Source organism: Streptomyces sp. NPDC003032 (assembly GCF_053591415.1).
Genome location: NZ_JBSFTT010000012.1, coordinates 203,412 through 227,539, shown reverse-complemented (window position 1 = coordinate 227,539; position 24,128 = coordinate 203,412). Strand labels below are relative to the sequence as shown.

Sequence of the window (24,128 nt, the reverse complement as noted above, 5' to 3'; positions counted from 1 at the left end):
CGTGACGAACGGTGTACGGCGGCGGCTCAGGCAGGGCGGGGCGGGGCCGCGGACGCGGGGGACGGGTATGAACGGGGGCCACAGGGCGGCCGAGCGTGTCCGTGAGGTGCTGCGGTCCGGTCTGCGCACGGGCGTGCGCTGGAAGATCAGTGCGGCGATCGCGCTGGTCGGCGCGCTGGTCGCGGTGGCGCTGAGTCTCGTCGTACACAACGCCGCGCGGGTCTCGATGCTCGACAACTCGCGCGATGTGCAGGACGAGCGCATCCAGTTCGCCCTGCGGCTGTACTCCTCCTCCCAGCGGCAGACCCTGCAGTTCGGTACGAAGGTCGACGACCCGGAGCTCCCCGAGGAGCTGCGGCAGAAGGTCCTCGCGGGCCGCCGCGCCACCTTCGTCGAGGACAAGCCCGATGGCGTACCGGACATCTGGGCGGCCGTGCCGCTCGCCGACGGGCACGTCCTGTCGCTGCACTCGCGCTTCACCGACCGCAGCGCCACCGTCATGAAGGACCTCGACCAGGCGCTGGTCATCGGCTCGATCGTGGTCGTCTTCGGCGGCTGCGCCCTCGGCGTGCTGATCGGCGGGCAGCTGTCGCGGCGTCTGCGCAAGGCGGCGACGGCGGCGAGCGAGGTCGCCCAGGGGCAGACGGACGTCAGTGTCCGCGATGCCATCGGCGGTGTCGTGAAGGACGAGACCGACGACCTGGCGAGTGCCGTCGACGCCATGGCCGACGCGCTCAAGCAGCGTCTGGAGGCCGAGCGGCGGGTCACCGCGGACATCGCGCACGAGCTGCGCACTCCGGTGACCGGGCTGCTCACGGCGGCCGAACTGCTGCCGCCCGGCCGGCCGAGCGAGCTGGTCAAGGACCGCGCGCAGGCGATGCGCACGCTCGTCGAGGACGTCCTCGAAGTGGCCCGGCTCGACTCCGCGGCCGAGCGGGCCGAGCTGCAGGACATCACGCTCGGCGAGTTCGTGACCCGGCGGATGGCGCTCCTGACCGCGGACGTGACGGTGACGGTGGTGCACGAGTCGGAGGTCACCACCGACCCGCGCCGTCTGGAGCGCATCCTCGGCAACCTCGTCGCCAACGCCGCCAAGCACGGCAAGCCGCCCATCGAGGTCAGCGTCGAGGGCCGCGTGGTCCGGGTGCGCGACCACGGGCCCGGCTTCCCCGAGGCGCTCCTCGACGAGGGGCCGAGCCGCTTCCGCACGGGCAGCACCGACCGGGCGGGCCACGGTCACGGCCTCGGCCTGACGATCGCCGCGGGCCAGGCGCGGGTGCTCGGCGCGCGGCTCACCTTCCGCAACGTGCGCCCGGCGGGGGCGGCGCCCGGCGAGCCCTCCGAGGGCGCGGTCGCCGTGCTGTGGCTGCCGGAGCACGCGCCCACGAACACGGGGAGCTTTCCCGTCCTTCAGCTGCCGGACAACCTTTGACCCGCGCTTTTTCTTTTCTCGCTAGCAGGACCAGTCCTTGCCGAGGTCCAGGCCGCCCTCGCGGTGCTGTGTGAACGAGAACCAGTTCCCGGAGTCGTCGCGGAAGAGCGCCTCGATGCCGTACGGGCGCTCCTGCGGCTCCTGGAGGAACTCGACGCCGCGCGCCTTCAGCTTCTCGTAGTCACCGTGGACGTCGTCGGTGGCCAGGACGCCCGCGCCGATCACGCCCTTGGCGACCAGCTTCTTCATGGCCTCGGCCGACTCGGGGTCCAACGCGGGCGCGCCCGGCACCATCAGCGTCAGCTCCACGTCCGGCTGGTCCTTGGCGCCGACCGTGAGCCAGCGCATGCCGCCGTCGCCCATCGTCATGTCCGTACGTACTTCGAGGCCGAGCTTCTCGGTGTAGAACGCCTTGGCCCGGTCCTGGTCCAGGACCCAGACTGTGGCGATGGCGAGTCCCTTGATCATGGCTGCTCCAAGCGGGAGGGTGCGCCGGGCGGTGTTCCACCCCACCTGAACACCGTAGGCACGATCAGGCCGTGGCGCCCGCGACCGACTCCTTGGCGGCCGACTCCTTGGCGCCCGGGTCCTCACCGACCGGGTCGTCGGCGACCGGCTCCCCGGCCGCGGGCTCCTTGTCGGCGGGGCCCGAGCCGCGCAGCGGGACCTCCTTCACGAAGAGCGAGGCGAGCAGCGCGACGACGCCGACGGCAGCGCCGAGCAGGAACGCCGAGTGGGTGCCGGAGGCGACCGCGAACTTGTACGCGTCGCTCACCTGCTCCGGCAGCTTCGCCAGGCTGTCCGCGTCGAGCTGCGCCGACTTCTCGGTGACCTTGCCGCCCAGTTCGCCGGCGCGCTCGGCCATCACGTCCTGGACTCGGTGGTTGAAGAGGGCGCCCATGATCGCGACGCCGAAGGAGGAGCCGAGCGTACGGAAGAGCGTGGCCGAGGACGAGGCGACGCCCATGTCCTTCATCTCGACGCTGTTCTGCGCGACCAGCATGGTGATCTGCATCAGGAAGCCCATGCCGGCGCCGAGCACCGCCATGTAGAGCGCCGAGGTGAGCCGCGAGGTCCCGGTGTCCATCTGCGCCAGCAGCATGAAGCCGACGACCATCAGTACGGTGCCGACGATCGGGAATGCCTTGTACTTGCCGGTGGCCGTGGTGTACCGGCCCGCGAACATCGAGACGGCCATCATGGAGAGCAGCATCGGGAGCAGCAGCAGCCCGGAGTTGGTCGCCGACGCGCCCTGTACCGCCTGCTGGTAGAGCGGCAGGAAGAGCATCGCGCCGAACATCACGAAGCCGGTGATGAAGCCGATGACGGACATCAGCGAGAAGTTGCGGCTGCGGAAGATGTGCAGCGGCATGATCGGCTCGGTGGCCTTCTTCTGTACGAGGAGGAAGCCGATGAGCGAGACGACGCCGATCGCGACCAGCTCCATGATCACGGCCGAGCTCCAGGCGTACTCCGTGCCGCCCCAGGTGGTGACGAGCACGAGCGCGCTGATGCCCACGGTGAGCAGGGCCGCGCCGAGGTAGTCGATCCGTCCCTCGGCCTTCTTCTTGGGCAGGTGCAGGACGGCGGTCACCATGGCGAGCGCCACGGCGCCCAGCGGCAGGTTGATGTAGAACGCCCAGCGCCAGCCGAGGTGGTCGGTGATGGTGCCGCCGACCAGCGGGCCGCCGATCATCGCGACCGCCATGACGCCGGTCATCATGCCCATGTACTTGCCGCGGTCCCGCGGCGGCACCAGGTCGCCGATGATCGCCATGACGCCGACCATCAGGCCACCCGCGCCGAGCCCCTGGATCGCGCGGAAGCCGATGAGCTGCCCCATGTCCTGCGCCATGCCGCTCAGCACGGAGCCGGCGAGGAAGATCACTATGGCGGTGAGGAACGTGCCTTTACGCCCGTACATGTCGCCGAGCTTGCCCCAGATGGGGGTCGAGGCGGCGGTGGCCAGGGTGTAGCCGGTCACGACCCACGACAGGTGCTCCATGCCGCCGAGGTCCCCGACGATCGTCGGCATCGCGGGGCCCACGATCATGTTGTCGAGCATCGCGAGCAGCATCGTGATCATCAGGGCCATCAGCACGACGCGCACGCTGCGCTGCCGCGGCTCGGCCTTGGCCTGGCCCTTGGCCTGGGCCTGGGCCTCGGCCTTGGTCTCGCCCTCGGCCTTTGGCCCGCTTCCGCCCTGCTCCGGTCCGGCTCCCGCCGTGGTCTTGTCAGCCATGGTCCCCACTCCCCGCGCTCCCAGGGCGCCCGTGTGCGCGCCCCCGACTCGCCGACGCCTTACTTGCCGACCGGCTAGTTGACTACACTGAAGGAAGGTAGACCCCCAACTAGCCGGGCGTCAAGTAAGTTAGCGGAGTCGAGGAGTCCCCGATGGGCACGGGCACAGGCAAGCAGCAGCGCCGCGGAAACACCCGCCAGCGCATCCAGGACGTAGCCCTCGAACTCTTCGCCGAGCAGGGGTACGAGAAGACGTCACTGCGCGAGATCGCGGAGAGCCTGGAGGTCACGAAGGCGGCGCTGTACTACCACTTCAAGACCAAGGAAGACATCCTGGACAGCATCTTCGACGACCTCACCAGGCCCATCGACGATCTGATCGCATGGGGTCACGAGCAGCCGCAGCCGCTGCCCCTGGACGTCAGGCAGGAGGTCCTGCGCCGCTACAGCGAGATCCTGATCGACGCGGCGCCGCTCTTCCGCTTCATGCAGGAGAACCAGGCCACGATGCGCGACCTGAAGACGGGCGAGAGCTTCAAGGACCGCATGTTCCGGCTCTACGAGATCCTGAAGGACCCGGACGCGCCGATGACCGACCAGGTGCGGTGCTTCAGCGCGCTGTTCACGATGCACGGCGGGATGTTCGTGCTGAAGGACGTCGAAGGCGACCCCGAGGAGAAGCGGAAGGCCATCCTCGAAGTCGCCATCGATCTGGTCACGCAGGCACACTCGGGCGACTGAGCCCGGCGCCCCTCGCCTGGGTCAGACCGTGACGCCCACCGTGCGCAGGAAGGCGACGGGGTCGACGGCCGAGCCGTAGTTCGGGGTCGTACGGATCTCGAAGTGCAGGTGCGGACCGCTGGAGTTGCCGGTGTTGCCGGAGAGGGCGACGCGCTGACCGGTGGTGACGGCCTGCCCCACGCGGACGTCGACCTGCGAGAGGTGCGCGTACTGCGAGTACGTGCCGTCGCTGTGCTTGATCACCACGGCGTTGCCGTAGGCGGGCCCGTCACCGGCGCCGTTGGGGCCGGCCTTGACGACCGTACCGCCGTGCACGGCGGCGACCGGGGTGCCGACCGGGACGGCGAAGTCCTGGCCGGAGTGCTTGTGGGACCACATGCTGCCGCCGAGACCGAAGGTCGCGGAGAGCGTGTAGCGCTCGACCGGGTGGACCCAGGATGCGGCCTTCGCGGCAGCGGCCTTCTTGATGCCGGCGGCCTTCTTGGCGGCGTCCTGCTGCGCCTTCTCGGCGGCCTTGGCCTGGGCGGCGGCCTGGGCCTGAACGGAGTTCACGGCGATGCCGGGCAGGGCACCGCCGCTCTTGGCGCTGTCCGCGGCGACCGAGACCCCGGCCCCGAGAACCGCCGACGCCCCGAGGCCCGCGGCGACGACGGCCACACGCATACGGAACATGGACGGGCGGGGATGGTGGGACTTGGTGCGCTTCGACATGGGACGTCCTTCGCAGTTTGACGACTGAAACCGAGGGGGGCGTGAGGAGACCCGGCGGGCCGTGAGCGGGAGAAGTCCCGCAGTGCACGCTTCGCCGGGTCGGTCATCCCTTGGTAACCCGCGCTCCGATCCCTGCCAAACCCCCCATCTACTACCGAAAGCCGTAGCGGGGCGTCATGATTTCACCCCCTTGACACCACCAAATCCGGACAATTGCCCTGCACCATTTCGGTGGGACTCTTCCCGCCCCGAGGGTTTAACCGCACGTTGGACCGCCCGGCGCCCCCGGTTCCCGCCGGGCCCCCGCTCCGGACCGCCCGACGCGGCAAAGGTCCCGGAGGTTGCGGGCCGAAGGTCCCGGACCGCCCTCCACCCCCGTCCACTATTCCGCCTAGTACCGGGCAAAACCCCTGTGCGCCATGTCACCGGACCCGAAGATCCACCCCACCGCCGATGTGACGCCCACTACGCTCACGCCCATGGATCCCGCGGTCATGGGCACCCGCCTCGCATCGAGCGTCATAGCCCCGCTGATCAAGAAACTGTTCGTACGGGAGGGGCCGGGGGCCGGCCTGGTGGAGCGGCCCGTGCGGGTGTCCGGGCTCGTCTCCTTCCGGGGCGAGAAGCGGGTCCTGACCGAGGCCGACGTACGCCGCCTCGCCGAGCGGCTGGTGGCGCGCTCCCTGGCCTCGCCCGGTGAGCGCCCCTTCCCGCCGGACGAGGGCGGCGCGGTCACCGAAGCCCTGTCCTGCGTGCTCCTCGCCCTCGGCGACCTCGACATGGACGACGTGCAGGCGGTCCGCCTCGGCCACCGGAAACTGGCCCGCTTGCTCCTCCACAGAGCAGCGGCCGCCACCGCCTGGCTCTCCGCCGACGCCTCTCTCTACCTCGACGCGGTCACCGAATGGGCCTGCCTGCACATCCTGCACTTCTTCACCCAGCGCTCCACCTTCGTGGCGGCGACGCTGGTCGCGCAGAGCCGTGCCCAGGACGAGCTGATCGCCAAGGTCGACGAGCTGATCGCCCGCAGTCCGCTCCCCGGGGCACAGGACGCGGCCTTCGAGGAGCGCTACCTCGCGTACGTGGCGAAGAAGCACGGGAAGCTGACGATCTTCGGGATCGACCTGACCGGCTCCCCGGGCAAGTGGCCGCTGGACGCCGCGTACATGTCGCTGGAGGCTGCGGCCCCAGAGCGCGTGATGACGGCCCGCTGTCCGGCGGGCGCGGAGTACCACGCGGAAGAGATGGAGGCGGACGACCTGATCGAGCACGCGCCCCCGCTCCCCGCCGACCAGATCCTCGCCGCCCACGACCGCGTCCTGCTGCGCGGCGAGGCCGGCTCCGGCAAGACGACGCTCGTGCAGTGGCTCGCGGTCAGCGCCTCCCGCCAGGAGCCCGGCGACGGCCCCATGGCGTACCTCCACGACCGCGTCCCCTACGTCCTGCCCCTGCGCGCCCTCACCCGCCACGGCGAGCGGCTGCCCGCCCCCGCCGGCTTCCTCGCCGCCGTCGGCTGCCCGCTCACCGGCACACAGCCCGCCGGCTGGGAGGCGCGCGTCCTGTCGGCGGGCCGCGCCCTGATCCTGGTCGACGGCATCGACGAGATCCCGGACGCCGAACGCGCCGTCACGCGCGCGTGGCTCATGGACCTCATCGACACCTACCCCGGCAACCGCTGGCTGGTGACCTCGCGCCCCTCGGCGGTACGCGCCGACTGGCTGGCCGGGGAGGGCTTCGCGGAGCTGACGCTCTCCTCGATGGGCGAGAAGGAGGTGACCGCGTTCATCGAGCGCTGGCACGCGGCGGCGGCCACGGGCGCGGCCGACGAGGACGCCGCCCTCACCTCGTACGAGAGTCAGCTCCTGGCGGCGGTGAGGTCGAAACCGGACCTGGGCCGCCTGGCCACCAACCCGCTGATGTGCGGCCTGATCTGCGCCCTGCACCGGGACCGCCGGGGCTTCCTGCCGCTGGGCCGCAAGGACCTCTACATCGCCGCCCTCGCCATGCTCCTGGTCCGCAGGGACCGCGAACGCCATATGTCCGTACCGGAACTGCGCGAGGAACCGCAGCTCCAGCTGCTGCAACGCCTCGCGTACTGGCTGATCCGCAACGGCCGCACGGTCCTTGACCGTTCACGCGCGGAGTCGATCATCGCGGACGCGCTGCCGGCCGTGCCCGAGCTGGCCGCGCTCGGCGACGCGACGGCCGTCTACACCCATTTCCTGCACCGCAGCGGCCTCCTGCGCGAGCCGGGCCCGGACACCGTCGACTTCGTCCACCGCACCTTCCAGGACTTCCTCGGCGCTCGCGCGGCGGTCGACGAGGGCGACTTCGGCGTCCTCGCCCGGCACGCGGCGGACGACCAGTGGGAGGACGTCATCCGCATGGCGGTGGCCCAGGCCCGCCCCCGCGAACGCGCCGAGCTGCTGCGCGAGTTGCTGGCCTACGGAGACGGCCACCCTGACGAACGCTCCCGGAAGCGGATCCACCTCCTCGCCGCGGCCTGCCTGGAACACGCGGCGGAACTGACCCCCGAGGTACGGGAGGAGGTGCGGCGCCGGACGGCCGGGCTCATCCCGCCGCGCGACACCGAGGACGCCCGCGCGCTCGCGAAGGTCGGCCCCATGGTGCTCGACCTCTTGCCGGGCCCGGACGGCCTGAGCGACGAAGAGGCCCGCTTGGTGACGATCACCGCGACCCACGTACGGTCCGAGGCGGCGATCCCGTTCCAGGCCCGCTTCGCGCGGCACCCCGGCCTCATGGTCCGCAGCCAGTTGCTGTGGGGCTGGCACCGCTACGACTGCCGCGCGTACGCGGAACAGGTCATCGCCCACCTCGACGAGACCGGTGTCAACTTCACCCTCCGCAACGACGAACAGATCGTGGAGCTGGAGCGGCTGGGGCTGTACCCGAAGCGGCTCGACATCAGGGTCGGTGTCTCCCCCGGTGTCGCTTCCCGCTTCCTGGCCGCCTGCGAGCCCACCTTTCTGCTGTTGTCCTACTCCCCGGCCCACCTCACAGCCGAGGGACTGGCCGCGCTGCACAGCCTGGACGGGCTGAGTCTCTACAGCGTCTCCGAGGTCGGCGAGCCCTGGAGCCTGACGCTGATCCCCACCGAGGCCCCACTGCGTTTCCTCGTTCTCGCGGGATCCCGCTCCTCTGTACGGGACCTGGAACTGCTGCCCAGCTGGCCACTGCTGGAGCACGTGGCCTTCCGGGGCGATGGCCCGGACACGGCCGAGGACTGGGAGACGCTCGCGCGCCTGCCCCGGCTCACCCGGCTGCAGTGCGGCTCCCACAGCCTCCGGCACACGCCCGGGGAGCTGCGCCTGCCCGGCCTCACGGACTTCCACCTCTCCCTCGACGGCCACGGTGACGCCGCGATGGCCCGTCTGGCCACCCTCATGCCGGGGCTCCAGCGCCTCTACGTGGAGGCCCCCACCGGCACGGGAACGACCGGGGCAAGGCGGCTGCCGGACGTCTCCTCCCTGCCCGCGCACATCGACGTCCGGACCTACGGCCCGCCCACACTCTGAGCGCCCCCGGCATACGGAAAAGGGGCTGCCCCGGAACCGTACGGAACGGTCCGGGGCAGCCCCTTCAAGCGTGCCCTGAGGCAGACGTGCCCGGAGGCTACGCCTCCTTGCTCAGGTTCGGGCCCGCGCCGCCACCGGCGGCCGACTCGATCGGCGGCACGTCGGGCAGCGCCGCCTTCTCCTCGCCGCGGAAGGTGAACGTGGCGGTCTCGCCCTCGCCCTCCGTGTCGACGACCACGATGTGGCCGGGACGCAGCTCGCCGAAGAGGATCTTCTCGGAGAGGGTGTCCTCGACCTCGCGCTGGATCGTGCGCCGCAGCGGACGCGCGCCGAGCACCGGGTCGTAACCCTTCTTCGCGAGCAGTTCCTTCGCGGACTGGGAAAGCTCGAGGCCCATGTCCCGGTCCTTGAGACGCTCGTCCACCTTGGTGATCATCAGGTCGACGATCTGGAGGATGTCACCCCGGCTGAGCTGCGGGAAGACGACCACGTCGTCCACGCGGTTCAGGAACTCCGGGCGGAAGTGCTGCTTCAGCTCGTCGCTGACCTTGTTCTTCATCCGCTCGTAGTTGGACTTCGTGTCGCCCTGGGCCGCGAAGCCGAGGTTGAAGCCCTTCGAGATGTCACGGGTTCCAAGGTTGGTCGTCATGATGATGACCGTGTTCTTGAAGTCCACGACACGGCCCTGGGAGTCGGTCAGACGACCGTCCTCCAGGATCTGCAGGAGCGAGTTGAAGATGTCCGGGTGGGCCTTCTCGACCTCGTCGAAAAGGACGACGGAGAACGGCTTGCGGCGGACCTTCTCGGTCAGCTGACCGCCCTCTTCGTAACCCACGTAACCGGGGGGCGAACCGAAGAGACGCGAGACCGTGTGCTTCTCGCTGAACTCCGACATGTCGAGGGAGATCAGCGCGTCCTCGTCACCGAAGAGGAATTCGGCGAGCGCCTTGGACAGCTCGGTCTTACCGACACCGGACGGACCGGCGAAGATGAACGAACCACCGGGACGCTTCGGGTCCTTCAGACCCGCACGCGTACGCCGGATCGCCTTCGAGAGCGCCTTGACGGCGTCCTTCTGGCCGATCACGCGCTTGTGGAGCTCGTCCTCCATGCGCAGCAGGCGGCTCGACTCCTCCTCGGTCAGCTTGAAGACCGGGATGCCGGTGGCGGTCGCGAGGACCTCGGCGATCAGCTCGCCGTCGACCTCGGCGACGACGTCCATGTCGCCGGCCTTCCACTCCTTCTCCCGCTTGGCCTTGGCGGCCAGGAGCTGCTTCTCCTTGTCGCGCAGGGAGGCGGCCTTCTCGAAGTCCTGCGAGTCGATCGCGGACTCCTTGTCCCGGCGGACACCGGCGATCTTCTCGTCGAACTCGCGGAGGTCCGGCGGCGCGGTCATCCGGCGGATGCGCATCCGGGAACCGGCCTCGTCGATCAGGTCGATCGCCTTGTCCGGCAGGAAGCGGTCCGAGATGTACCGGTCGGCCAGGGTGGCGGCCTGGACCAGCGCCTCGTCGGTGATCGAGACACGGTGGTGCGCCTCGTACCGGTCGCGCAGGCCCTTGAGGATCTCGATGGTGTGCGGCAGCGACGGCTCCGCGACCTGGATGGGCTGGAAGCGGCGCTCGAGGGCCGCGTCCTTCTCCAGGTGCTTGCGGTACTCGTCGAGCGTCGTGGCACCGATGGTCTGCAGCTCACCGCGGGCCAGCATCGGCTTGAGGATGCTCGCGGCGTCGATGGCGCCCTCGGCGGCACCCGCACCGACCAGCGTGTGCAGCTCGTCGATGAACAGGATGATGTCGCCGCGGGTGCGGATCTCCTTGAGCACCTTCTTCAGGCGCTCCTCGAAGTCACCGCGGTAGCGGGAACCGGCGACCAGCGCACCGAGGTCGAGGGTGTAGAGGTGCTTGTCCTTGAGGGTCTCGGGCACCTCGCCCTTGACGATGGCCTGCGCGAGGCCCTCGACGACGGCGGTCTTGCCGACACCGGGCTCACCGATCAGGACCGGGTTGTTCTTCGTGCGGCGGGACAGCACCTGCATGACCCGCTCGATCTCCTTCTCGCGCCCGATGACCGGGTCGAGCTTGGACTCGCGAGCCGCCTGCGTCAGATTCCGGCCGAACTGGTCGAGCACCAGGGACGTGGAGGGCGTGCCCTCGGCAGGACCGCCGGCGGTGGCGGTCTCCTTGCCCTGGTAACCGGAGAGCAGCTGGATGACCTGCTGCCGCACCCGGTTGAGATCGGCGCCCAGCTTGACCAGGACCTGGGCGGCGACGCCCTCGCCCTCGCGGATCAGGCCGAGCAGGATGTGCTCCGTGCCGATGTAGTTGTGGCCCAGCTGAAGGGCCTCGCGGAGCGACAGCTCCAGGACCTTCTTGGCACGGGGGGTGAAGGGGATGTGCCCGGACGGAGCCTGCTGGCCCTGCCCGATGATCTCCTCCACCTGCTGGCGGACCGCCTCGAGCGAAATCCCGAGGCTCTCCAGGGCCTTAGCGGCGACACCCTCGCCCTCATGGATCAAGCCCAGGAGGATGTGCTCGGTGCCGATGTAGTTGTGGTTGAGCATCCGGGCTTCTTCCTGAGCCAGGACGACAACCCGCCGCGCGCGGTCGGTGAACCTCTCGAACATCGTTAATCGCTCCTCAGAGCGGTCAGGCAGTAAGGGGTCGGTCCCCTCCCTGTCCTTCCGCAGCTTAGTCCCGCAAGCGGGGACCGCTCATTCCAACTGCCGACACCCGGCCCCATCTCTGGGGATCTCCAGACCGAGAACGCCGACAATTGCTCCAACCCGATGGTGCGAGACGATGTTCCCGCAGGCCAGGCAGTTACCCCCACCATCAGTACGCCGATGGCGAACGTGAGACGCCGGAAACCGCGTGTCGCCCCTCCCCACTAGGGATGTCTTACCCGTAAGGACTGACACTCCATGCGGCGCACGCCGGTTCCCTCCGCTACGGGCGAACACCCTTGCGCCGCCGAACGCTTCCCTACGCCCCCTCGCCGCACACCGTACGCACACGTGCCGCGACTCTGCGTAACTCCGGCGGCCTTCCAGCTGTTGCTGGGACATGGCTCCCACAGTTCCTCAGCCCCGCACGCCGGTCGAGCAGAGCGACCCGGTGCGGCAGTGGTACGAGAACGAGCTCGGCTGGGCGACCGCACCCGAGCCCGGTCCGGTGCGCCTGGTGACGGGGCTGCGCTTCGACGTCCTCGAACTACCCGCGGAGGCGGGCTTCGCGGCACTGCGCCACCTGGGACCGAAGGCGCCGGTGGCGCTGCGCGGGGAAACGATGCGGCTGCTGGTGAGCGCGGGTAGCGCGGATGAGCTGCCGGGGTTGCTCGACTGGCTGGAGTGGGGGGACATCCCCCTCGGTCTCACCGCCGTCGGGGTGGGCGGGCGGATCGACGCCCCCACGCCTCCGGGGTGGTCCGGCTCCCGGGTGGCCGCCGTCTGGCTGCGCCCCCCGGAGCCCGGGTGCGAGGTGGAGCCGACGCTGCCGGCGCTGGTGTCCCTGCCCTCCGTGGGGGGAGGCGGGACCGCGCACCACAGCGACCCCGCCGTGGGCTCCGATCTCGTACGGCTGGTGGACACGGCGGCGACTCACTGCCACCGGGTCCGGCTGCGCCGTCGCAGCCGTCAGCCGTTGGCCTTCTCGTAGGCCTCACGGATCGACGCGGGGACACGGCCGCGGTCGTTGACCTCGAAGCCGTTCTCCTTCGCCCAGGCGCGGATCGCGGCGGTGTCCTGACCACCGCTCGCCGCCGCCGAGCGCGCCTTGCCGCGGCCGCTCGAACCACGGCCGCCGGTACGCCGACCGGCCTTGACGAAGTCCTCCAGGGCGCCACGGAGCTTGTCCGCGTTGGCCGTGGTGAGGTCGATCTCGTAGGACTTGCCGTCCAACGCAAACGTCACGGTCTCGTCCGCCTCGCCACCGTCGAGGTCATCGACAAGAAGGACCTGAACCTTCTGTGCCACTGGATTTCCTTTCATCGATAACTTGGAGGCCGGCCCGCACGGCGTACGCCGCCGATTCACCGGCCCCTGTTATATGCAGTACTGCAGTACGTCGGAAAGCAAACCGCTTTTGCGGGAAAAACACAAACCCCTGGGAGAGACCCGGGGCCCCGAGAAGCCTGGAAACGTGCGCGTTTCGGACATAGGCCACCGGGGCGGGTGGGCGGCCCGGAATACCACAGAGGCGATCACAGATGCAGAAGCATCCGGCTGTTGCCCAAGGTGTTCGGTTTCACTCGTTCGAGGCCGAGGAACTCCGCGACGCCCTCGTCATAGGAACGCAGCAGCTCGCTGTAGACATCTCCGTCGACCGGAGTCTCGCCGATCTCCACGAAGCCGTGCTTCGCGAAGAAGTGGACTTCGAAGGTGAGACAGAAAACCTTGCGCACACCGAGCCACCCGGCGGTCTGCAGCAACTTCCCGAGCAGCTGATGCCCCACGCCGGCCCCCTTGACCTCCGGATTCACCGCGAGGGTGCGGACTTCCGCGAGGTCTTCCCACATCACGTGCAGGGCCCCGCAGCCCACCAACTCGGCGTTGTCGTCCCGTTCCGCCACCCAGAACTCCTGGATGTCCTCGTAAAGCGTCACCGTCGCTTTGTCCAGGAGGATGCGCTCGCGGACGTACGAGTCGAGGAGCCGGCGCACGGCCGGTACATCGGAGGTTCGCGCCCTGCGGACGGAGACCGCTTTTGCGCTGAGTTCGCTGAGTTCGGGGACCTCTGCTGCCATGAGCGGACGCTATCGCTCTGCGCCGCGCTCCGCGGAGCCGGGGTTCTCCGGGCCTTGGACGATACGCATGGCGTCGCTCAGGGCTTCGCGCTGTTCCGCCGACATCATGCCGAAGAAGGCGACGAGAGCGGCGGCGGGGTTGTCGCTCCGCGACCAGGCTTCGTTCATCAGTGCGGCAGCGTAGGCGGCACGAGTGGAGACCGCCTCATATCGATAGGCGCGCCCTTCCGCTTCGCGACGCACCCAGCCCTTCTGATGGAGATTGTCCAAAACGGTCATCACGGTCGTGTACGCGATGGACCGTTCCTGCTGAAGGTCTTCCAGGACTTCTCGAACGGTCACGGGGCGGTTCCACTTCCACACCCGTGTCATGACGGAGTCTTCGAGTTCTCCCAATGGACGAGGCACAGCTGAACAATAGTGGGAGACGTCACTAATTACGCGACATTACGGACGTTGCACAGCAAAAAGGGCGTACGACTCGACGGGTCCGTGAGTCGTACGCCCTGCTGCGCGCGGGTGCTTCGCGGGCAGGTACAGCCGATGAATACAGCCGCTGACCTGCGTCGGGGCTCAGGCGCCGCCGGTCTCGGGGCTCTGGCGGACCGCTTCGGCGCGGCTGATCGCGGCATCCACGGCCGCGTCCTCCTTGGCCTTGTTGGCACCGCCCTGGGTCTTCACGATCGTCACGATGAGACCGCCGAAGAACACGGCCATCACTACGGGGGGCACGAGCGCGGAAACGTAGTCCATGCCCCCCAGAGTAGCTAGCCCGCGACGAGCTGATGCGGCGGGCCCGCGGGTGTCGGCGGTGTGGGGGGCGTGGGGGGCGTGGGGCGGCGTTTGGGAGGGAAGACCTCGGCCGGGGTGGGGACCGGGCGCGGCGGTTCCTGTTCGGCGGCGCCGAGCCCGCCCGGCAGGGCGAGCAGGCGGGTGCGTGAGGCGGGAACGTTGGGGCGGACCGGGCGGGGCGGGGGGACCGGGTGGGCCGGGCGGCGGGCCGGTGCCGGGATGGCGCGGCCGGCGAGACGGGCTCGTACGTCGCGCTCGGCGAGGACGCGGCAGCGGTCGAGCAGTCCTGCCGCGACAGGGTTGCCGCGCAGGGCGCGCAGGGCGGCGAGGTCGTCCGGGCCTGGCTGGTACCCGGTGCCGAGTACGTCGTCGAGGAGGGCGAGGTAACCGGAGGCGGTGCCGGGCAGGGCGGCCCGGTAGCGGGCGAGGTCGGCCATCAGGAAGGCGCGGAGCCTGGCGCCTTCCCGTGCGGCCTCGTCCACCGATTCGGCGAGGCGGAGACAGTCCTGGACGTCCTCGTCACGGGCGGGGCTGGGGTGCAGGGCAAGCGCCAGAGCGCGGCGGAGCACACGCAGCTCCTCCGCACTGAAGGCCATGCCGCCGCGGGATCCGTATGGCGTGGGCATGGGCTGACGATACGCGCCAAACGGACAAAATCGGCTTAACGCCAGTGTGTGCGGGCGCGTCTTCTGGCGGGGGCGCCTTGTCTTCCCTCGGGTGCGCCGGCGGCCGCGGGGCGTTTCGGCTTGGCCGGTGGCCTGGCCCGCCGCTTCGCGGCGGATGTCTCTCACCCACCCGCCCGTCTCGCCGCGATGGAGGCGGCAACGTAGGAACCACTCGCCCCCACACTCCCCCTGCACCCAGGGCCAGTCACCTCAGGCCCGGGAGATGTTCCGCTCGTACACCAGGCGGAGCCCGATCAGCGTGAGCCACGGCTCATGCTCGTCGATGACCGACGCCTCGCCGAGGACCATCGGCGCGAGCCCACCCGTCGCGATCACCGTCACGTCGTCGGGGTCCCCGCCCGCGCCCACCAGCTCACGCGCCATCCGGTTCACGACGCCGTCGACCTGCCCCGCGAAGCCGTACAGGATGCCCGCCTGCATCGCCTCGACGGTGTTCTTGCCGATGACACTCCGCGGGCGTGCCAGCTCGATCTTGCGCAGCTGGGCGCCCCGTACGCCGAGGGCCTCCACGGAGATCTCGATGCCAGGGGCGATGACGCCACCCGCGTACTCCCCGCGCGCGGAGACCGCGTCGAAGGTCGTGGCGGTGCCGAAGTCGACGACGATCGCGGGCCCTCCGTAGAGCTCGACCGCCGCGACCGCGTTGATGATGCGGTCGGCGCCGACCTCCTTGGGGTTGTCCATGAGGATCGGGACGCCGGTCTTGATGCCGGGCTCGACCAGGACGGCGGGGACGTCTCCGTAGTAGCGGCGCGTGACCTCGCGCAGCTCGTGCAGGACCGAGGGGACCGTCGAGCAGATGGCGATGCCGTCGATGCCGTCGCCCAGCTCCTCGCCGAGGAGGGGATGCATTCCCATCAGTCCGTTGAGCAGCACGGCCAGCTCGTCCGCCGTGCGGCGGGCGTCCGTGGAGATGCGCCAGTGCTCGACGATGTCCTCGCCGTCGAAGAGGCCGAGGACCGTGTGGGTGTTTCCTACGTCGATCGTCAGCAGCATCAGTCCCGCACCGCTTCCCGCAGGTCGAGGCCGATGTCCAGGATCGGGGAGGAGTGGGTCAGGGCGCCGACCGCGAGGTAGTCGACGCCTGTCACGGCGTACGCGCGGGCGTTCTCCAGGGTGAGGCGGCCCGAGGATTCCAGGAACGCGCGGCCGGCCACGAGGGTGACGGCCTCCTCGGTCTCGCCGGGCGTGAAGTTGTCCAGGAGGATCAGGTCGGCGCCCGCGTCCACGACCTCGCGCAGCTGGTGGAGCGTGTCGACCTCGACCTCGATCGGTACGTCCGGGAACTGCTCGCGTACGGCCTTGAACGCCTGCGCCACGCCTCCCGCGGCGACCACGTGGTTGTCCTTGACCAGGGCCGCGTCGGAGAGCGACATGCGGTGGTTCACGCCGCCGCCCATGCGCACCGCGTACTTCTCCAGGGCGCGGTACCCGGGCGTCGTCTTGCGGGTGTCGCGGACCTTGGCCTTCGTACCGTCGAGAACGTCCGCCCACGCGCGCGTGGCGGTCGCGATGCCGGAGAGGCGGCACAGGATGTTCAGGGCGCTGCGCTCGGCGGTGAGCAGGTCGCGGGTGCGGGTGGTGACGCTCAGCAGCGTGTCGCCCGCCTCGACGCGGTCGCCGTCCTCGACGTGCCGCTCGACCTCGAACTCCTCCTCGCACACCACGGAGACGACGGCTTCGGCCACGCGAAGCCCCGCGACCGTGCCCGCCTCGCGGGCGGTGAAGTCGGCGGTGGCGACGGCGTCCTCGGGGATGGTGGCGACCGTGGTGACGTCCACGCCGCCCGCCAGGTCCTCCTCGATGGCCATGTGGGCGATGTCCTCGATCTGGAGGGGGTCGAGGCCCGCCTCGGTCAGGAGGCGCGCGAGCGCGGGGTCGAGACCGCACTCCAGGGGGTCGAACGCGTCGTCCCCACCGCAGCCGCAGGCGTCACCGCAGCCACCGCCTGCGGCTGCGGGGGCGGCGAGGGGGAGGTCGTCGGGGGTGCTCACGGTCACTGCTCCTGGGGGCTGGGACGGGTCGGTGGGAAGTCTGGGGTCTGTGTCGTGTGTGCCGCCAGGGTCCTGTCCGGATTCAGGCGTACGACGATGTGGCGCCGCCAGGCCGCGTCGTCGCGGTCCGCGTGGTCCTCGCGCCAGTGGCAGCCGCGGGTCTCCTCGCGGCGCTGTGCGGCGGCCACCAGGACGCGGGCGACGCACAGGAGGTTAGTGGTCTCCCAGGTGTCGACGCCGGGCTCGGCAGTCTTGCCGTCCTCGGCGAGCGCGCCCGCCGCCTCGGCGTGGATGCGGGCCAGGCGGGCCGCCGCTTCCGTGAGGGACTCGGCGGAGCGGAGCACTCCGGCGCCCTCGGTCATGATGCGCTGGATGGCGTAGCGGGCCTCGGGGGGCAGCAGGGGGTGGGTCGGTGTCTCCGGCTGCGCGGCGGGCTGCGGCACGCGCGCGTGGAGGGCGTTCTCCGCGTGCCGTGCCACGATGTCGGCGGCGATGCGCTCGGCGTAGACGAGGCCTTCGAGGAGCGAGTTGGAGGCGAGGCGGTTGGCGCCGTGCACGCCGGTGCAGGCGACCTCGCCGCAGGCGTACAGGCCCGGGACGGTGGTGCGGCCGTGCAGGTCCGTGCGGACGCCCCCGGAGGCGTAGTGCGCGGCCGGCGCGACGGGGATGGGCTCGGTGACCGGGTCGATGCCGTGGGCGCGGCAGGCGGCGAGGATCGTCGGGAAGCGGTGCTCCCACATGTCGGCGCCGAAGTGCCTGGCGTCGAGGTACATGTGCTCGGTGCCGCGCTCCTGCATGCGGCGCGTGATGCCCTTGGCGACGATGTCGCGGGGCGCGAGCTCGGCCAGTTCGTGCTGTCCGGCCATGAAGCGCACGCCGTCGGCGTCCACGAGGTGCGCGCCCTCGCCGCGCACCGCCTCGGAGACCAGCGGCTGCTGGCCCTCGGCGTCCGCGCCGAGGAAGAGCACGGTGGGGTGGAACTGCACGAATTCGAGGTCGGAGACCTCGGCGCCCGCGCGCAGGGCGAGCGCGACGCCGTCGCCCGTGGACACGGACGGGTTGGTGGTCGCCGAGAAGACCTGGCCCATGCCGCCGGTGGCGAGGACCACCGCGGGTGCGTGGACGGCGCCCACGCCGTCGTGCTGGCCCTCCCCCATGACGTGCAGGGAGACACCGGCGGTGCGGCCGTCGGCGTCCGTCAGGAGGTCGAGGACCAGGGCGTTCTCGACGGTCGGTATGCCGCGCGCGCGGACCGCCTCGACGAGGGCGCGGGAGATCTCCGCGCCGGTCGCGTCGCCGCCCGCGTGCGCGATGCGGCGGCGGTGGTGGCCGCCCTCGCGGGCCAGCTCGATGGCGCCTTCGGGCCCGGTGTCGAAGTGGGCGCCGGTCTCGATGAGGCGGCGCACGGCGTCGGGGCCCTCGGTGACGAGGGTGCGCACGGCCCCCTCGTCGCACAGGCCGGCGCCCGCCACGAGCGTGTCGTCCTGGTGCTGTTCGGGGGTGTCGCCCTCGCCGAGCGCCGCGGCGATGCCGCCCTGAGCCCAGCGTGTGGAGCCGTCGTCCAGGCGGGCCTTGGTCACCACGACCGTCTTCAGGCCGGCGGACGAGCAGCGCAGTGCCGTGGTCAGGCCTGCCACTCCGGAGCCGACGACCACGATGTCGGCGTCCAGCGACCAGCCGGGGGCGGGGGCGTGCAGCCGTATTCCGGTGGCACTCATACGGCGGCTCCGAAAGTCAGCGGGATGTTGTCGATCAGCCGTGTCGAGCCGACCTTGGCGGCCACGGCGAGGACGGCGTCTCCGGTGTGGCCGGGGCGCACCTCGGTGAAGTCGGCCGGGTCCACCAGCGTCACGTAGTCCAGCTCCAGCGGGGGACGCAGGCGCGCGGCCTCGTCGAGGACCTGCCGGGCCGCCGCGACGACGGCGGCGGCGGGGCCGCCGGGTGCCGAGGGCGCCGCGGACTGGGCCACGGCGTGGACGTCGGCCGCCGCGCGGGACTCGCCGATCGCGTTGAGGGCGTCGGCACGCGCGAGCGTGGCGGGTGCGCTGGCGGCACGCGCGCGCAGCGCCTCCTGCGCGGCATGCCGGTCGCGGCCCGCGAAGAGGGCCTGGGAGAGGCAGAGGGCGGTGCGCCGCTCTTCGGGCGAGAGGTAGCGGTTGCGGCTGGAGAGGGCCAGGCCGTCGTCCTCGCGCACGGTGGGGACGCCGACGATCTCCACGTCGAAGTTCAGGTCGCGTGTCATGCGGCGGATCAGGGCGAGCTGCTGGGCGTCCTTCTGCCCGAACAGCGCCACGTCGGGCCGGGTGAGGTGCAGCAGCTTGGCGACGACGGTGAGCATGCCGTCGAAGTGCCCGGGGCGCGTGGCCCCCTCGAGGACGGTGCCCATGGGGCCGGCGCTCACCCGGACCTGGGGCTCGCCGCCGGGATAGACCTCGTCCACGCCGGGTGCGAACACGGTGTCCGCGCCGGCCTGCTCGGCGATCTTCATGTCGGCGTCGAGTGTGCGGGGGTATCGGTCCAGGTCCTCGCCCGCCCCGAACTGCAGGGGGTTCACGAAGACCGTGACGACCACCTCGCCTTCGGGGCCCGCGACGCGGCGGGCGGCACGGATCAGCGAGGCGTGCCCGTCGTGCAGGGCGCCCATGGTCATGACGACGGCTCGGCGGCCTTCACGCGCGCGTGTGCGCAGGGCTTCGGCGGTGTGCAGGAGGGTGGTGGTCATCGGTTTCCCCCTTCGGTTCCGCTCGCGCCGTTGGTCCCGCCCGTGCCGTTGGCCAGGACACCGAGGAGGTCTTCGGCGAGCTCCGGCTTGAGCAGCCCGTGGGCGAGGGCGCGGTCGGCGGTGGCGCGGGCCATCGCGAGGTAGCCGGCGACGGTCTGCGGGGCGTGCTTGCGCAACTCCGCGACGTGCGCGGCGACCGTGCCCGCGTCGCCGCGCGCGACGGGGCCGGTGAGGGCGGCGTCGCCCGACCGGAGCGCGTTGTCGAGGGCGGCGCCGAGCAGCGGGCCGAGCATCCGGTCGGGGGCCTCCACGCCCGCGCCGCGCAGCAGCTCCATGGATTCGGCCACCAGCGTGACGAGGTGGTTCGCGCCGAGGGCGAGCGCCGCGTGGTACAGCGGGCGGTTCTCCTCGGCGATCCACTCGGGTTCGCCGCCCATCTCGATGACCAGCGCCTCCGCGGCGAGCCGCAGCTCCTCGGGGGCGGTCACGCCGAAGGAGCAGCCGGCCAGGCGCTGTACGTCGACAGGGGTGCCGGTGAACGTCATGGCCGGGTGCAGCGCGAGCGGCAGGGCGCCGGCCCGCAGCGCGGGTTCCAGGACACGGGTGCCGTACCGCCCGGAGGTGTGCACGAGGAGCTGGCCCGGACGCACCGCGCCCGTCTCCGCGAGGCCTTCGACGAGGCCCGGCAGGGCGTCGTCGGGCACGGTCAGGAGCACCAGGTCGGCGCGTTCGAGAACCTCGGCGGGAGGGACGAGGGGCACGTCGGGCAGCATGGCGGCGGCCCGGCGCACGGAGGCGTCGGACACTCCGGAGGCGGCCACCGGGCGGTGCCCGGCGAGCTGCAGCGACGCGGCGAGCGCGGGGCCGACGCGGCCCGCTCCCACGACTCCCACCGTGAGCCTCGCGGGGCGCTCCCGCGGGTCCGGCTGATGCGATGCGTTCACGCGATGACGCCTTCCGTTCCAGTCCGCTCGGGGTACCGGACGATTTCTCGTCATGCTAACGCGATTGCCCGGTGCCGCGTCTTCCGCTGTCCACAGGCTGTGGTTATTCATATGACCGGCGGCGGCGGGCGGGTCATCCTCGGAGGATGACTGCGAACGACACGGAACAGGACATCCGCGCCCGGCGCTCGGCGGCGGCCCATGGCGCCGCCCGCACCCTGCACCGCTCGCCCCTCCACATCCCGCTCACCGCACGCTTCTCGGCGCTCGCGGCGGCCGCTCCCGAGGTCGTCGACGAGGGCGACGCCACGGACGTCTATGGAGACGGCGTCGTCGCCACGCTGGAGGAGGAGGTCGCGCGTCTGCTGGGCAAGGAAGCGGCCGTCTTCTTCCCGACCGGCACGATGGCCCAGCAGATCGCCCTGCGCTGCTGGGCGGGCCGCACCGGGAACGCGACCGTGGCGCTGCATCCCAAGGCGCACCCCGAACTCCACGAAGGAGGCGCTTTCCCCACGGTCAGCGGGCTGCGCACGGTGCACCCGACGGACGAGACGCGGCTGCCCACGGCCGACGAGGTGCGGGACTTTCCCGAGCCCTTCGGGACGCTGATGCTCGAACTGCCGCTCCGGGACGCCGGTTTCGTCCTGCCGACGTGGGAGGAGCTCGAGGCGGTCGTGGAGGCGGCGCGCGAACGGGACGCGGTCGTACACGTCGATGGGGCCCGGCTGTGGGAGTGCACGCCGCACTTCGGCCGTCCCCTCGCGGAGATCGCGGGCCTCGCGGACACCGTGTACGTGTCGTTCTACAAGTCCCTCGAAGGGCTGAGCGGCGCCGCGCTGGCCGGGCCGCGCACGCTCGTCGAAGAGGCGCGGGTGTGGCGCCACCGGTACGGGGGGCAGCTGTTCCAGCAGTTCCCGACCGCTGTCTCCGCCCTGCTGGGCCTCAAGCGCGTCCTGCCGCGGCTGCCGGATTACGTCGGCCACGCGCGCGTGGTGGCCGAGGCGCTGCGCGAGGGGTTCACGGCCGCCGGGGTGCCGTGGTCGCGCGTGCATCCGGAGCGGCCGCACACCCATCAGTTCCAGGTCTGGCTGCCGTACGCGTCCGATGTGCTGGAGGAGGCCGCTCTCGGGCAGGCCGAGGAGGCGAAGACCTTCCTGTTCGGCCGGTGGTTCGCGGACGGGCCGCCCGGCCTCTCGGTCACGGAGGTCACCGTGACCGAGGAGGGCCTGGAGTGGACGGCCGACGACGTCAAGGAAGCGGTCGCGGAGTTCGTGCGACGGATCCCCCGCTGAGGCGGCCGCCACGCGCGAGGCGGGCCAGGGCGGCGCGGAGCCTGCCGCGGGCGGGGCGTTCCTCCATGACGGCCCGGAAGCGGCCGTAGTCGCGGACCTCGCGGGCGGCCTGCCAGTCGTGGTGGCCGGGCGCGGGCGGCCTCGGCTCGCCGTGCTGGGCGGCGCGGTAGGTGTCGAGCAGGTACTGCTGGGTGACGCTCATGACGTATCGCCTCTCGGGATAAATGGTACTTAACGGGCATCACACGGTCGTGGGTACCCGGCGTGCGGCGCGGATGTCGAAAGGGAGGATTCCCGGAGGCTTCGGCGGCTCCGGCGATGACCACAGACTGCTCCCGCCGACCCGTCCACGTCGCGTCGATTGACGGCGCTCGTCAATCGACGGCGGCGCTGTCGGTGGGGCGGTGCACCATGGGGCCATGAGCGTGAGCATCGACATCAGCGGGCTGCCCCGCGAGCGGATCCATGTGGTTCCCTCGCCCCTGGCCGAGCTAGGCATGGCGCTGCACGCGCTGTCGGAGCCGGGCCACCATCCGGGACTCCAGGGCTGGGTGACGGCCGTCTCCACGCGCCTGGACCCGTGCCTGGCGGACCGTATGTGCGAGGCCGACTTCCTGTGGCGGTCGACGTTCTCGGACGTGTTCGCGCCGTTCGCCGGCATCGCCGGGCTGAGCACGCTCCCGGCGGCCACGCTCGCCGAGGAGCTCGACCAGCTGGACAAGCTGACCGACGAGCAGTTCGTGGACGCCGCCCTGGAGTTCACCTGCCAGTCGACTTACGCGGAGCCGGACCGCAATCTCCTGGCCGACCCCGCCGTGCAGCGGCGCGCGCTGGACCTGGCCGCCGCCCGCGGCCCACAGCAGGTGCTGTTCACCAAGCGGCTCCTGGACGACCCGCCGGTCGTGCGCGCGTGGCTGCGCAAGCTCCTGGAGGACTGCGACGAGGCGTTCTTCGCCGACACCTGGGCCCGGCTGAGCCATCAGCTCGCCGCCGACGCCCGGCACAAGACCGAGCTGCTGCGCCGCAAGGGCCTCGCGGAGGCCCTGAAGGCGACCTCCGGAGCGGTGTCCCTGGACGAGAGCGGCAGCCTCATCACCGTCGACAAGATCACCGAGGGGCGTACGGCCACCGGCTCGGGAGGCCTGGTGCTCGTCCCCACCAGCCTCGGCTGGCCGCACGTCATGGTGCTGCACCGCAAGGGCTGGCAGGCCTCCATCACGTACCCGATCAGCGCGCCCGGCCTCACCGCGCCGCCCACCGTGGAGCAGCTGACCCGCCGCATGTCCGCGCTCGCCCACCCGGTGCGGATGCGCCTGTGCCGCCACCTCGCGCGCGGGTCGTACACCACCAGCGAGCTGGCCGACGCGCACGGCATGACGGCACCGGAGATATCCCGGCACCTGAGCGTCCTGAAGAAGGCCGACCTGATCACCACGCGCCGCCGCGGGCGCTATGTGCAGCACCAGCTGGACATCAGCGTGGTGTCACGGCTGGGCAGCGACTTCATCGAGGGGGTGCTGCGCTAGCCGGCCGGACACGACGGCGTGCGCCGGGACTCCGCGGGCACGGCCTGGCTAGGAACCGCCCCCGGCCCGCACGAGCCCCGTCTCGTACGCGAGGACCACGACCTGCACCCGGTCCCGCAGGTTCAGCTTGGTCAGGATGCGGCCCACATGCGTCTTCACGGTGGCCTCCGAGAGCACGAGCCGCGCCGCGATCTCGCCGTTCGACAGGCCCTGCGCGACGAGCACCATGACCTCGCGCTCGCGGCTGGTGAGGCGCTCCAGCTCCTTGTGCTGCGGCTGTCCGCCCGCGTTCGGCAGCATCGGCGCGAAGCGGTCCAGCAGGCGCCGCGTGGTGGACGGCGCGACCACCGCGTCGCCGCTGTGCACGGCGCGGATCGCGGCGAGCAGCTCCCCCGGGGGCACGTCCTTGAGCATGAAGCCGGAGGCGCCCGCCTTCAGCCCCGAGAAGGCGTACTCGTCGAGGTCGAAGGTGGTCAGGATCAGCACCTTCGGCGGGTTCGCGTCCTGGCAGATGCGCCGGGTCGTCTCGACGCCGTCCAGTTTCGGCATGCGTACGTCCATCAGCACCACGTCGACCTTGGTGGCGCGCAGCACCTCCAGGGCCTCCACGCCGTCGCCCGCCTCCGCGACTACCTCCATGTCCGGCTGCGCGGCGAGCACCATCCGGAACCCGGTGCGCAGCAGCACCTGGTCGTCGACGAGCATCACGCGGATCGACATCAAGGGAGTCCCTTCGGAACAGCGGGGCCGGTGACAGATGTCATCGAC

At 71.1% G+C, this 24,128-nt stretch carries 22 protein-coding genes; 6 read left to right on the top strand and 16 right to left on the bottom strand.

Annotated features, from left to right (window positions below; translation table 11 throughout):
- Nucleotide 1 precedes the first annotated feature (1 nt).
- Nucleotides 2–1,432, top strand: a complete 1,431-nt coding sequence (cseC, locus tag ACWDZ7_RS19535; RefSeq protein WP_451798409.1) for a two-component system sensor histidine kinase CseC — start codon at nt 2–4, stop codon at nt 1,430–1,432.
- A 21-nt stretch (nt 1,433–1,453) separates the two neighbouring features.
- Here the strand turns inward: cseC and ACWDZ7_RS19530 are convergent, their stop codons facing one another.
- Nucleotides 1,454–1,900 carry a VOC family protein gene (locus ACWDZ7_RS19530; protein WP_451798408.1) on the bottom strand — a complete coding sequence of 149 codons (447 nt, stop codon included), beginning with the start codon at nt 1,898–1,900 and terminating at the stop codon, nt 1,454–1,456.
- 64 nt (nt 1,901–1,964) lie between these two features.
- Nucleotides 1,965–3,674 (bottom strand): MDR family MFS transporter, encoded by a 1,710-nt coding sequence (locus ACWDZ7_RS19525; RefSeq protein ID WP_451798406.1) that lies wholly within the window; start codon nt 3,672–3,674, stop codon nt 1,965–1,967.
- Between the two features lie 152 nt (nt 3,675–3,826).
- On the opposite strand from ACWDZ7_RS19525, the gene ACWDZ7_RS19520 reads away from it, so the two are divergent.
- On the top strand, nt 3,827–4,414 hold the full coding sequence (locus tag ACWDZ7_RS19520; RefSeq protein ID WP_451798405.1) for a TetR/AcrR family transcriptional regulator: 588 nt from the start codon (nt 3,827–3,829) through the stop codon (nt 4,412–4,414).
- A 21-nt stretch (nt 4,415–4,435) separates the two neighbouring features.
- Here the strand turns inward: ACWDZ7_RS19520 and ACWDZ7_RS19515 are convergent, their stop codons facing one another.
- A complete protein-coding gene (locus ACWDZ7_RS19515) occupies nt 4,436–5,125 on the bottom strand; it encodes a M23 family metallopeptidase (RefSeq protein ID WP_451798403.1) in 690 nt (229 codons plus the stop codon).
- A gap of 479 nt (nt 5,126–5,604) precedes the next feature.
- On the opposite strand from ACWDZ7_RS19515, the gene ACWDZ7_RS19510 reads away from it, so the two are divergent.
- Nucleotides 5,605–8,661 carry an NACHT domain-containing protein gene (locus ACWDZ7_RS19510; protein WP_451798402.1) on the top strand — a complete coding sequence of 1,019 codons (3,057 nt, stop codon included), beginning with the start codon at nt 5,605–5,607 and terminating at the stop codon, nt 8,659–8,661.
- 97 nt (nt 8,662–8,758) lie between these two features.
- On the opposite strand, the gene ACWDZ7_RS19505 is transcribed toward ACWDZ7_RS19510, so the two are convergent.
- Nucleotides 8,759–11,287 carry an ATP-dependent Clp protease ATP-binding subunit gene (locus ACWDZ7_RS19505; RefSeq protein ID WP_451515254.1) on the bottom strand — a complete coding sequence of 843 codons (2,529 nt, stop codon included), beginning with the start codon at nt 11,285–11,287 and terminating at the stop codon, nt 8,759–8,761.
- 439 nt (nt 11,288–11,726) lie between these two features.
- Here ACWDZ7_RS19505 and ACWDZ7_RS19500 point away from each other — a divergent pair, with 439 nt between their 5' ends.
- Nucleotides 11,727–12,317 carry an SCO3374 family protein gene (locus tag ACWDZ7_RS19500; protein WP_451798401.1) on the top strand — a complete coding sequence of 197 codons (591 nt, stop codon included), beginning with the start codon at nt 11,727–11,729 and terminating at the stop codon, nt 12,315–12,317.
- On the opposite strand, the gene ACWDZ7_RS19495 is transcribed toward ACWDZ7_RS19500, so the two are convergent.
- The 10 genes from ACWDZ7_RS19495 to ACWDZ7_RS19450 form a co-directional block, all read right to left on the bottom strand.
- The gene (locus ACWDZ7_RS19495) at nt 12,296–12,634 is read right to left on the bottom strand and encodes a histone-like nucleoid-structuring protein Lsr2 (RefSeq protein WP_451515256.1); all 339 of its coding nucleotides are present in this window, start codon (nt 12,632–12,634) and stop codon (nt 12,296–12,298) included. The genes ACWDZ7_RS19500 and ACWDZ7_RS19495 overlap by 22 nt on opposite strands.
- Before the next feature lie 227 nt (nt 12,635–12,861).
- Nucleotides 12,862–13,404 (bottom strand): amino-acid N-acetyltransferase, encoded by a 543-nt coding sequence (locus ACWDZ7_RS19490; RefSeq protein ID WP_451798399.1) that lies wholly within the window; start codon nt 13,402–13,404, stop codon nt 12,862–12,864.
- 9 nt (nt 13,405–13,413) lie between these two features.
- The gene (locus ACWDZ7_RS19485; protein WP_451515393.1) at nt 13,414–13,800 is read right to left on the bottom strand and encodes a BlaI/MecI/CopY family transcriptional regulator; all 387 of its coding nucleotides are present in this window, start codon (nt 13,798–13,800) and stop codon (nt 13,414–13,416) included.
- A 177-nt stretch (nt 13,801–13,977) separates the two neighbouring features.
- Nucleotides 13,978–14,157, bottom strand: a complete 180-nt coding sequence (locus ACWDZ7_RS19480) for a hypothetical protein (protein ID WP_451798398.1) — start codon at nt 14,155–14,157, stop codon at nt 13,978–13,980.
- 14 nt (nt 14,158–14,171) lie between these two features.
- A complete protein-coding gene (locus ACWDZ7_RS19475; protein ID WP_451798452.1) occupies nt 14,172–14,792 on the bottom strand; it encodes a hypothetical protein in 621 nt (206 codons plus the stop codon).
- A gap of 279 nt (nt 14,793–15,071) precedes the next feature.
- On the bottom strand, nt 15,072–15,878 hold the full coding sequence (locus ACWDZ7_RS19470; RefSeq protein WP_451798397.1) for a type III pantothenate kinase: 807 nt from the start codon (nt 15,876–15,878) through the stop codon (nt 15,072–15,074).
- The gene (gene nadC / locus ACWDZ7_RS19465; RefSeq protein ID WP_451798395.1) at nt 15,878–16,876 is read right to left on the bottom strand and encodes a carboxylating nicotinate-nucleotide diphosphorylase; all 999 of its coding nucleotides are present in this window, start codon (nt 16,874–16,876) and stop codon (nt 15,878–15,880) included. Before nadC ends, ACWDZ7_RS19470 begins: the two co-directional genes overlap by 1 nt.
- 2 nt (nt 16,877–16,878) lie before the next feature.
- Nucleotides 16,879–18,594, bottom strand: a complete 1,716-nt coding sequence (locus ACWDZ7_RS19460) for an L-aspartate oxidase (protein WP_451798394.1) — start codon at nt 18,592–18,594, stop codon at nt 16,879–16,881.
- Nucleotides 18,591–19,598, bottom strand: coding sequence for a pantoate--beta-alanine ligase (gene panC, locus ACWDZ7_RS19455; RefSeq protein ID WP_451798392.1), 1,008 nt, complete (start codon nt 19,596–19,598; stop codon nt 18,591–18,593). The genes ACWDZ7_RS19460 and panC overlap by 4 nt, the downstream gene beginning before the upstream one ends.
- Nucleotides 19,595–20,542: a Rossmann-like and DUF2520 domain-containing protein gene (locus ACWDZ7_RS19450; protein WP_451798391.1), complete on the bottom strand. Its 948-nt coding sequence runs from the start codon at nt 20,540–20,542 to the stop codon at nt 19,595–19,597. Before ACWDZ7_RS19450 ends, panC begins: the two co-directional genes overlap by 4 nt.
- Before the next feature lie 146 nt (nt 20,543–20,688).
- On the opposite strand from ACWDZ7_RS19450, the gene ACWDZ7_RS19445 reads away from it, so the two are divergent.
- Nucleotides 20,689–21,834 (top strand): threonine aldolase family protein, encoded by a 1,146-nt coding sequence (locus tag ACWDZ7_RS19445; RefSeq protein WP_451798389.1) that lies wholly within the window; start codon nt 20,689–20,691, stop codon nt 21,832–21,834.
- Here ACWDZ7_RS19445 and ACWDZ7_RS19440 read toward each other — a convergent pair.
- Entirely contained in the window at nt 21,791–22,036 is a 246-nt protein-coding gene (locus tag ACWDZ7_RS19440; protein ID WP_451798388.1) for a hypothetical protein, read from the bottom strand. The genes ACWDZ7_RS19445 and ACWDZ7_RS19440 overlap by 44 nt on opposite strands.
- Before the next feature lie 217 nt (nt 22,037–22,253).
- Here ACWDZ7_RS19440 and ACWDZ7_RS19435 point away from each other — a divergent pair, with 217 nt between their 5' ends.
- The gene (locus tag ACWDZ7_RS19435) at nt 22,254–23,360 is read left to right on the top strand and encodes a DUF5937 family protein (protein WP_451798386.1); all 1,107 of its coding nucleotides are present in this window, start codon (nt 22,254–22,256) and stop codon (nt 23,358–23,360) included.
- A 48-nt stretch (nt 23,361–23,408) separates the two neighbouring features.
- Here the strand turns inward: ACWDZ7_RS19435 and ACWDZ7_RS19430 are convergent, their stop codons facing one another.
- Nucleotides 23,409–24,080 (bottom strand): response regulator transcription factor, encoded by a 672-nt coding sequence (locus ACWDZ7_RS19430; RefSeq protein WP_451798384.1) that lies wholly within the window; start codon nt 24,078–24,080, stop codon nt 23,409–23,411.
- Between the last annotated feature and the right edge of the window lie 48 nt (nt 24,081–24,128).

Bases quoted from the DNA above. Each gene is read 5' to 3' on its own strand.
- ACWDZ7_RS19530 (WP_451798408.1), bottom strand. From the start codon at position 1,900: ATGATCAAGGGACTCGCCATCGCCACAGTCTGGGTCCTGGACCAGGAC.
- ACWDZ7_RS19525 (WP_451798406.1), bottom strand. From the start codon at position 3,674: ATGGCTGACAAGACCACGGCGGGAGCCGGACCGGAGCAGGGCGGAAGC.
- ACWDZ7_RS19520 (WP_451798405.1), top strand. From the start codon at position 3,827: ATGGGCACGGGCACAGGCAAGCAGCAGCGCCGCGGAAACACCCGCCAG.
- ACWDZ7_RS19515 (WP_451798403.1), bottom strand. From the start codon at position 5,125: ATGTCGAAGCGCACCAAGTCCCACCATCCCCGCCCGTCCATGTTCCGT.
- ACWDZ7_RS19510 (WP_451798402.1), top strand. From the start codon at position 5,605: ATGGATCCCGCGGTCATGGGCACCCGCCTCGCATCGAGCGTCATAGCC.
- ACWDZ7_RS19505 (WP_451515254.1), bottom strand. From the start codon at position 11,287: ATGTTCGAGAGGTTCACCGACCGCGCGCGGCGGGTTGTCGTCCTGGCT.
- ACWDZ7_RS19500 (WP_451798401.1), top strand. From the start codon at position 11,727: ATGGCTCCCACAGTTCCTCAGCCCCGCACGCCGGTCGAGCAGAGCGAC.
- ACWDZ7_RS19490 (WP_451798399.1), bottom strand. From the start codon at position 13,404: ATGGCAGCAGAGGTCCCCGAACTCAGCGAACTCAGCGCAAAAGCGGTC.
- ACWDZ7_RS19480 (WP_451798398.1), bottom strand. From the start codon at position 14,157: ATGGACTACGTTTCCGCGCTCGTGCCCCCCGTAGTGATGGCCGTGTTC.
- ACWDZ7_RS19475 (WP_451798452.1), bottom strand. From the start codon at position 14,792: ATGGCCTTCAGTGCGGAGGAGCTGCGTGTGCTCCGCCGCGCTCTGGCG.
- ACWDZ7_RS19470 (WP_451798397.1), bottom strand. From the start codon at position 15,878: ATGCTGCTGACGATCGACGTAGGAAACACCCACACGGTCCTCGGCCTC.
- ACWDZ7_RS19460 (WP_451798394.1), bottom strand. From the start codon at position 18,594: ATGAGTGCCACCGGAATACGGCTGCACGCCCCCGCCCCCGGCTGGTCG.
- panC (WP_451798392.1), bottom strand. From the start codon at position 19,598: ATGACCACCACCCTCCTGCACACCGCCGAAGCCCTGCGCACACGCGCG.
- ACWDZ7_RS19445 (WP_451798389.1), top strand. From the start codon at position 20,689: ATGACTGCGAACGACACGGAACAGGACATCCGCGCCCGGCGCTCGGCG.
- ACWDZ7_RS19440 (WP_451798388.1), bottom strand. From the start codon at position 22,036: ATGAGCGTCACCCAGCAGTACCTGCTCGACACCTACCGCGCCGCCCAG.
- ACWDZ7_RS19435 (WP_451798386.1), top strand. From the start codon at position 22,254: ATGAGCGTGAGCATCGACATCAGCGGGCTGCCCCGCGAGCGGATCCAT.
- ACWDZ7_RS19430 (WP_451798384.1), bottom strand. From the start codon at position 24,080: ATGTCGATCCGCGTGATGCTCGTCGACGACCAGGTGCTGCTGCGCACC.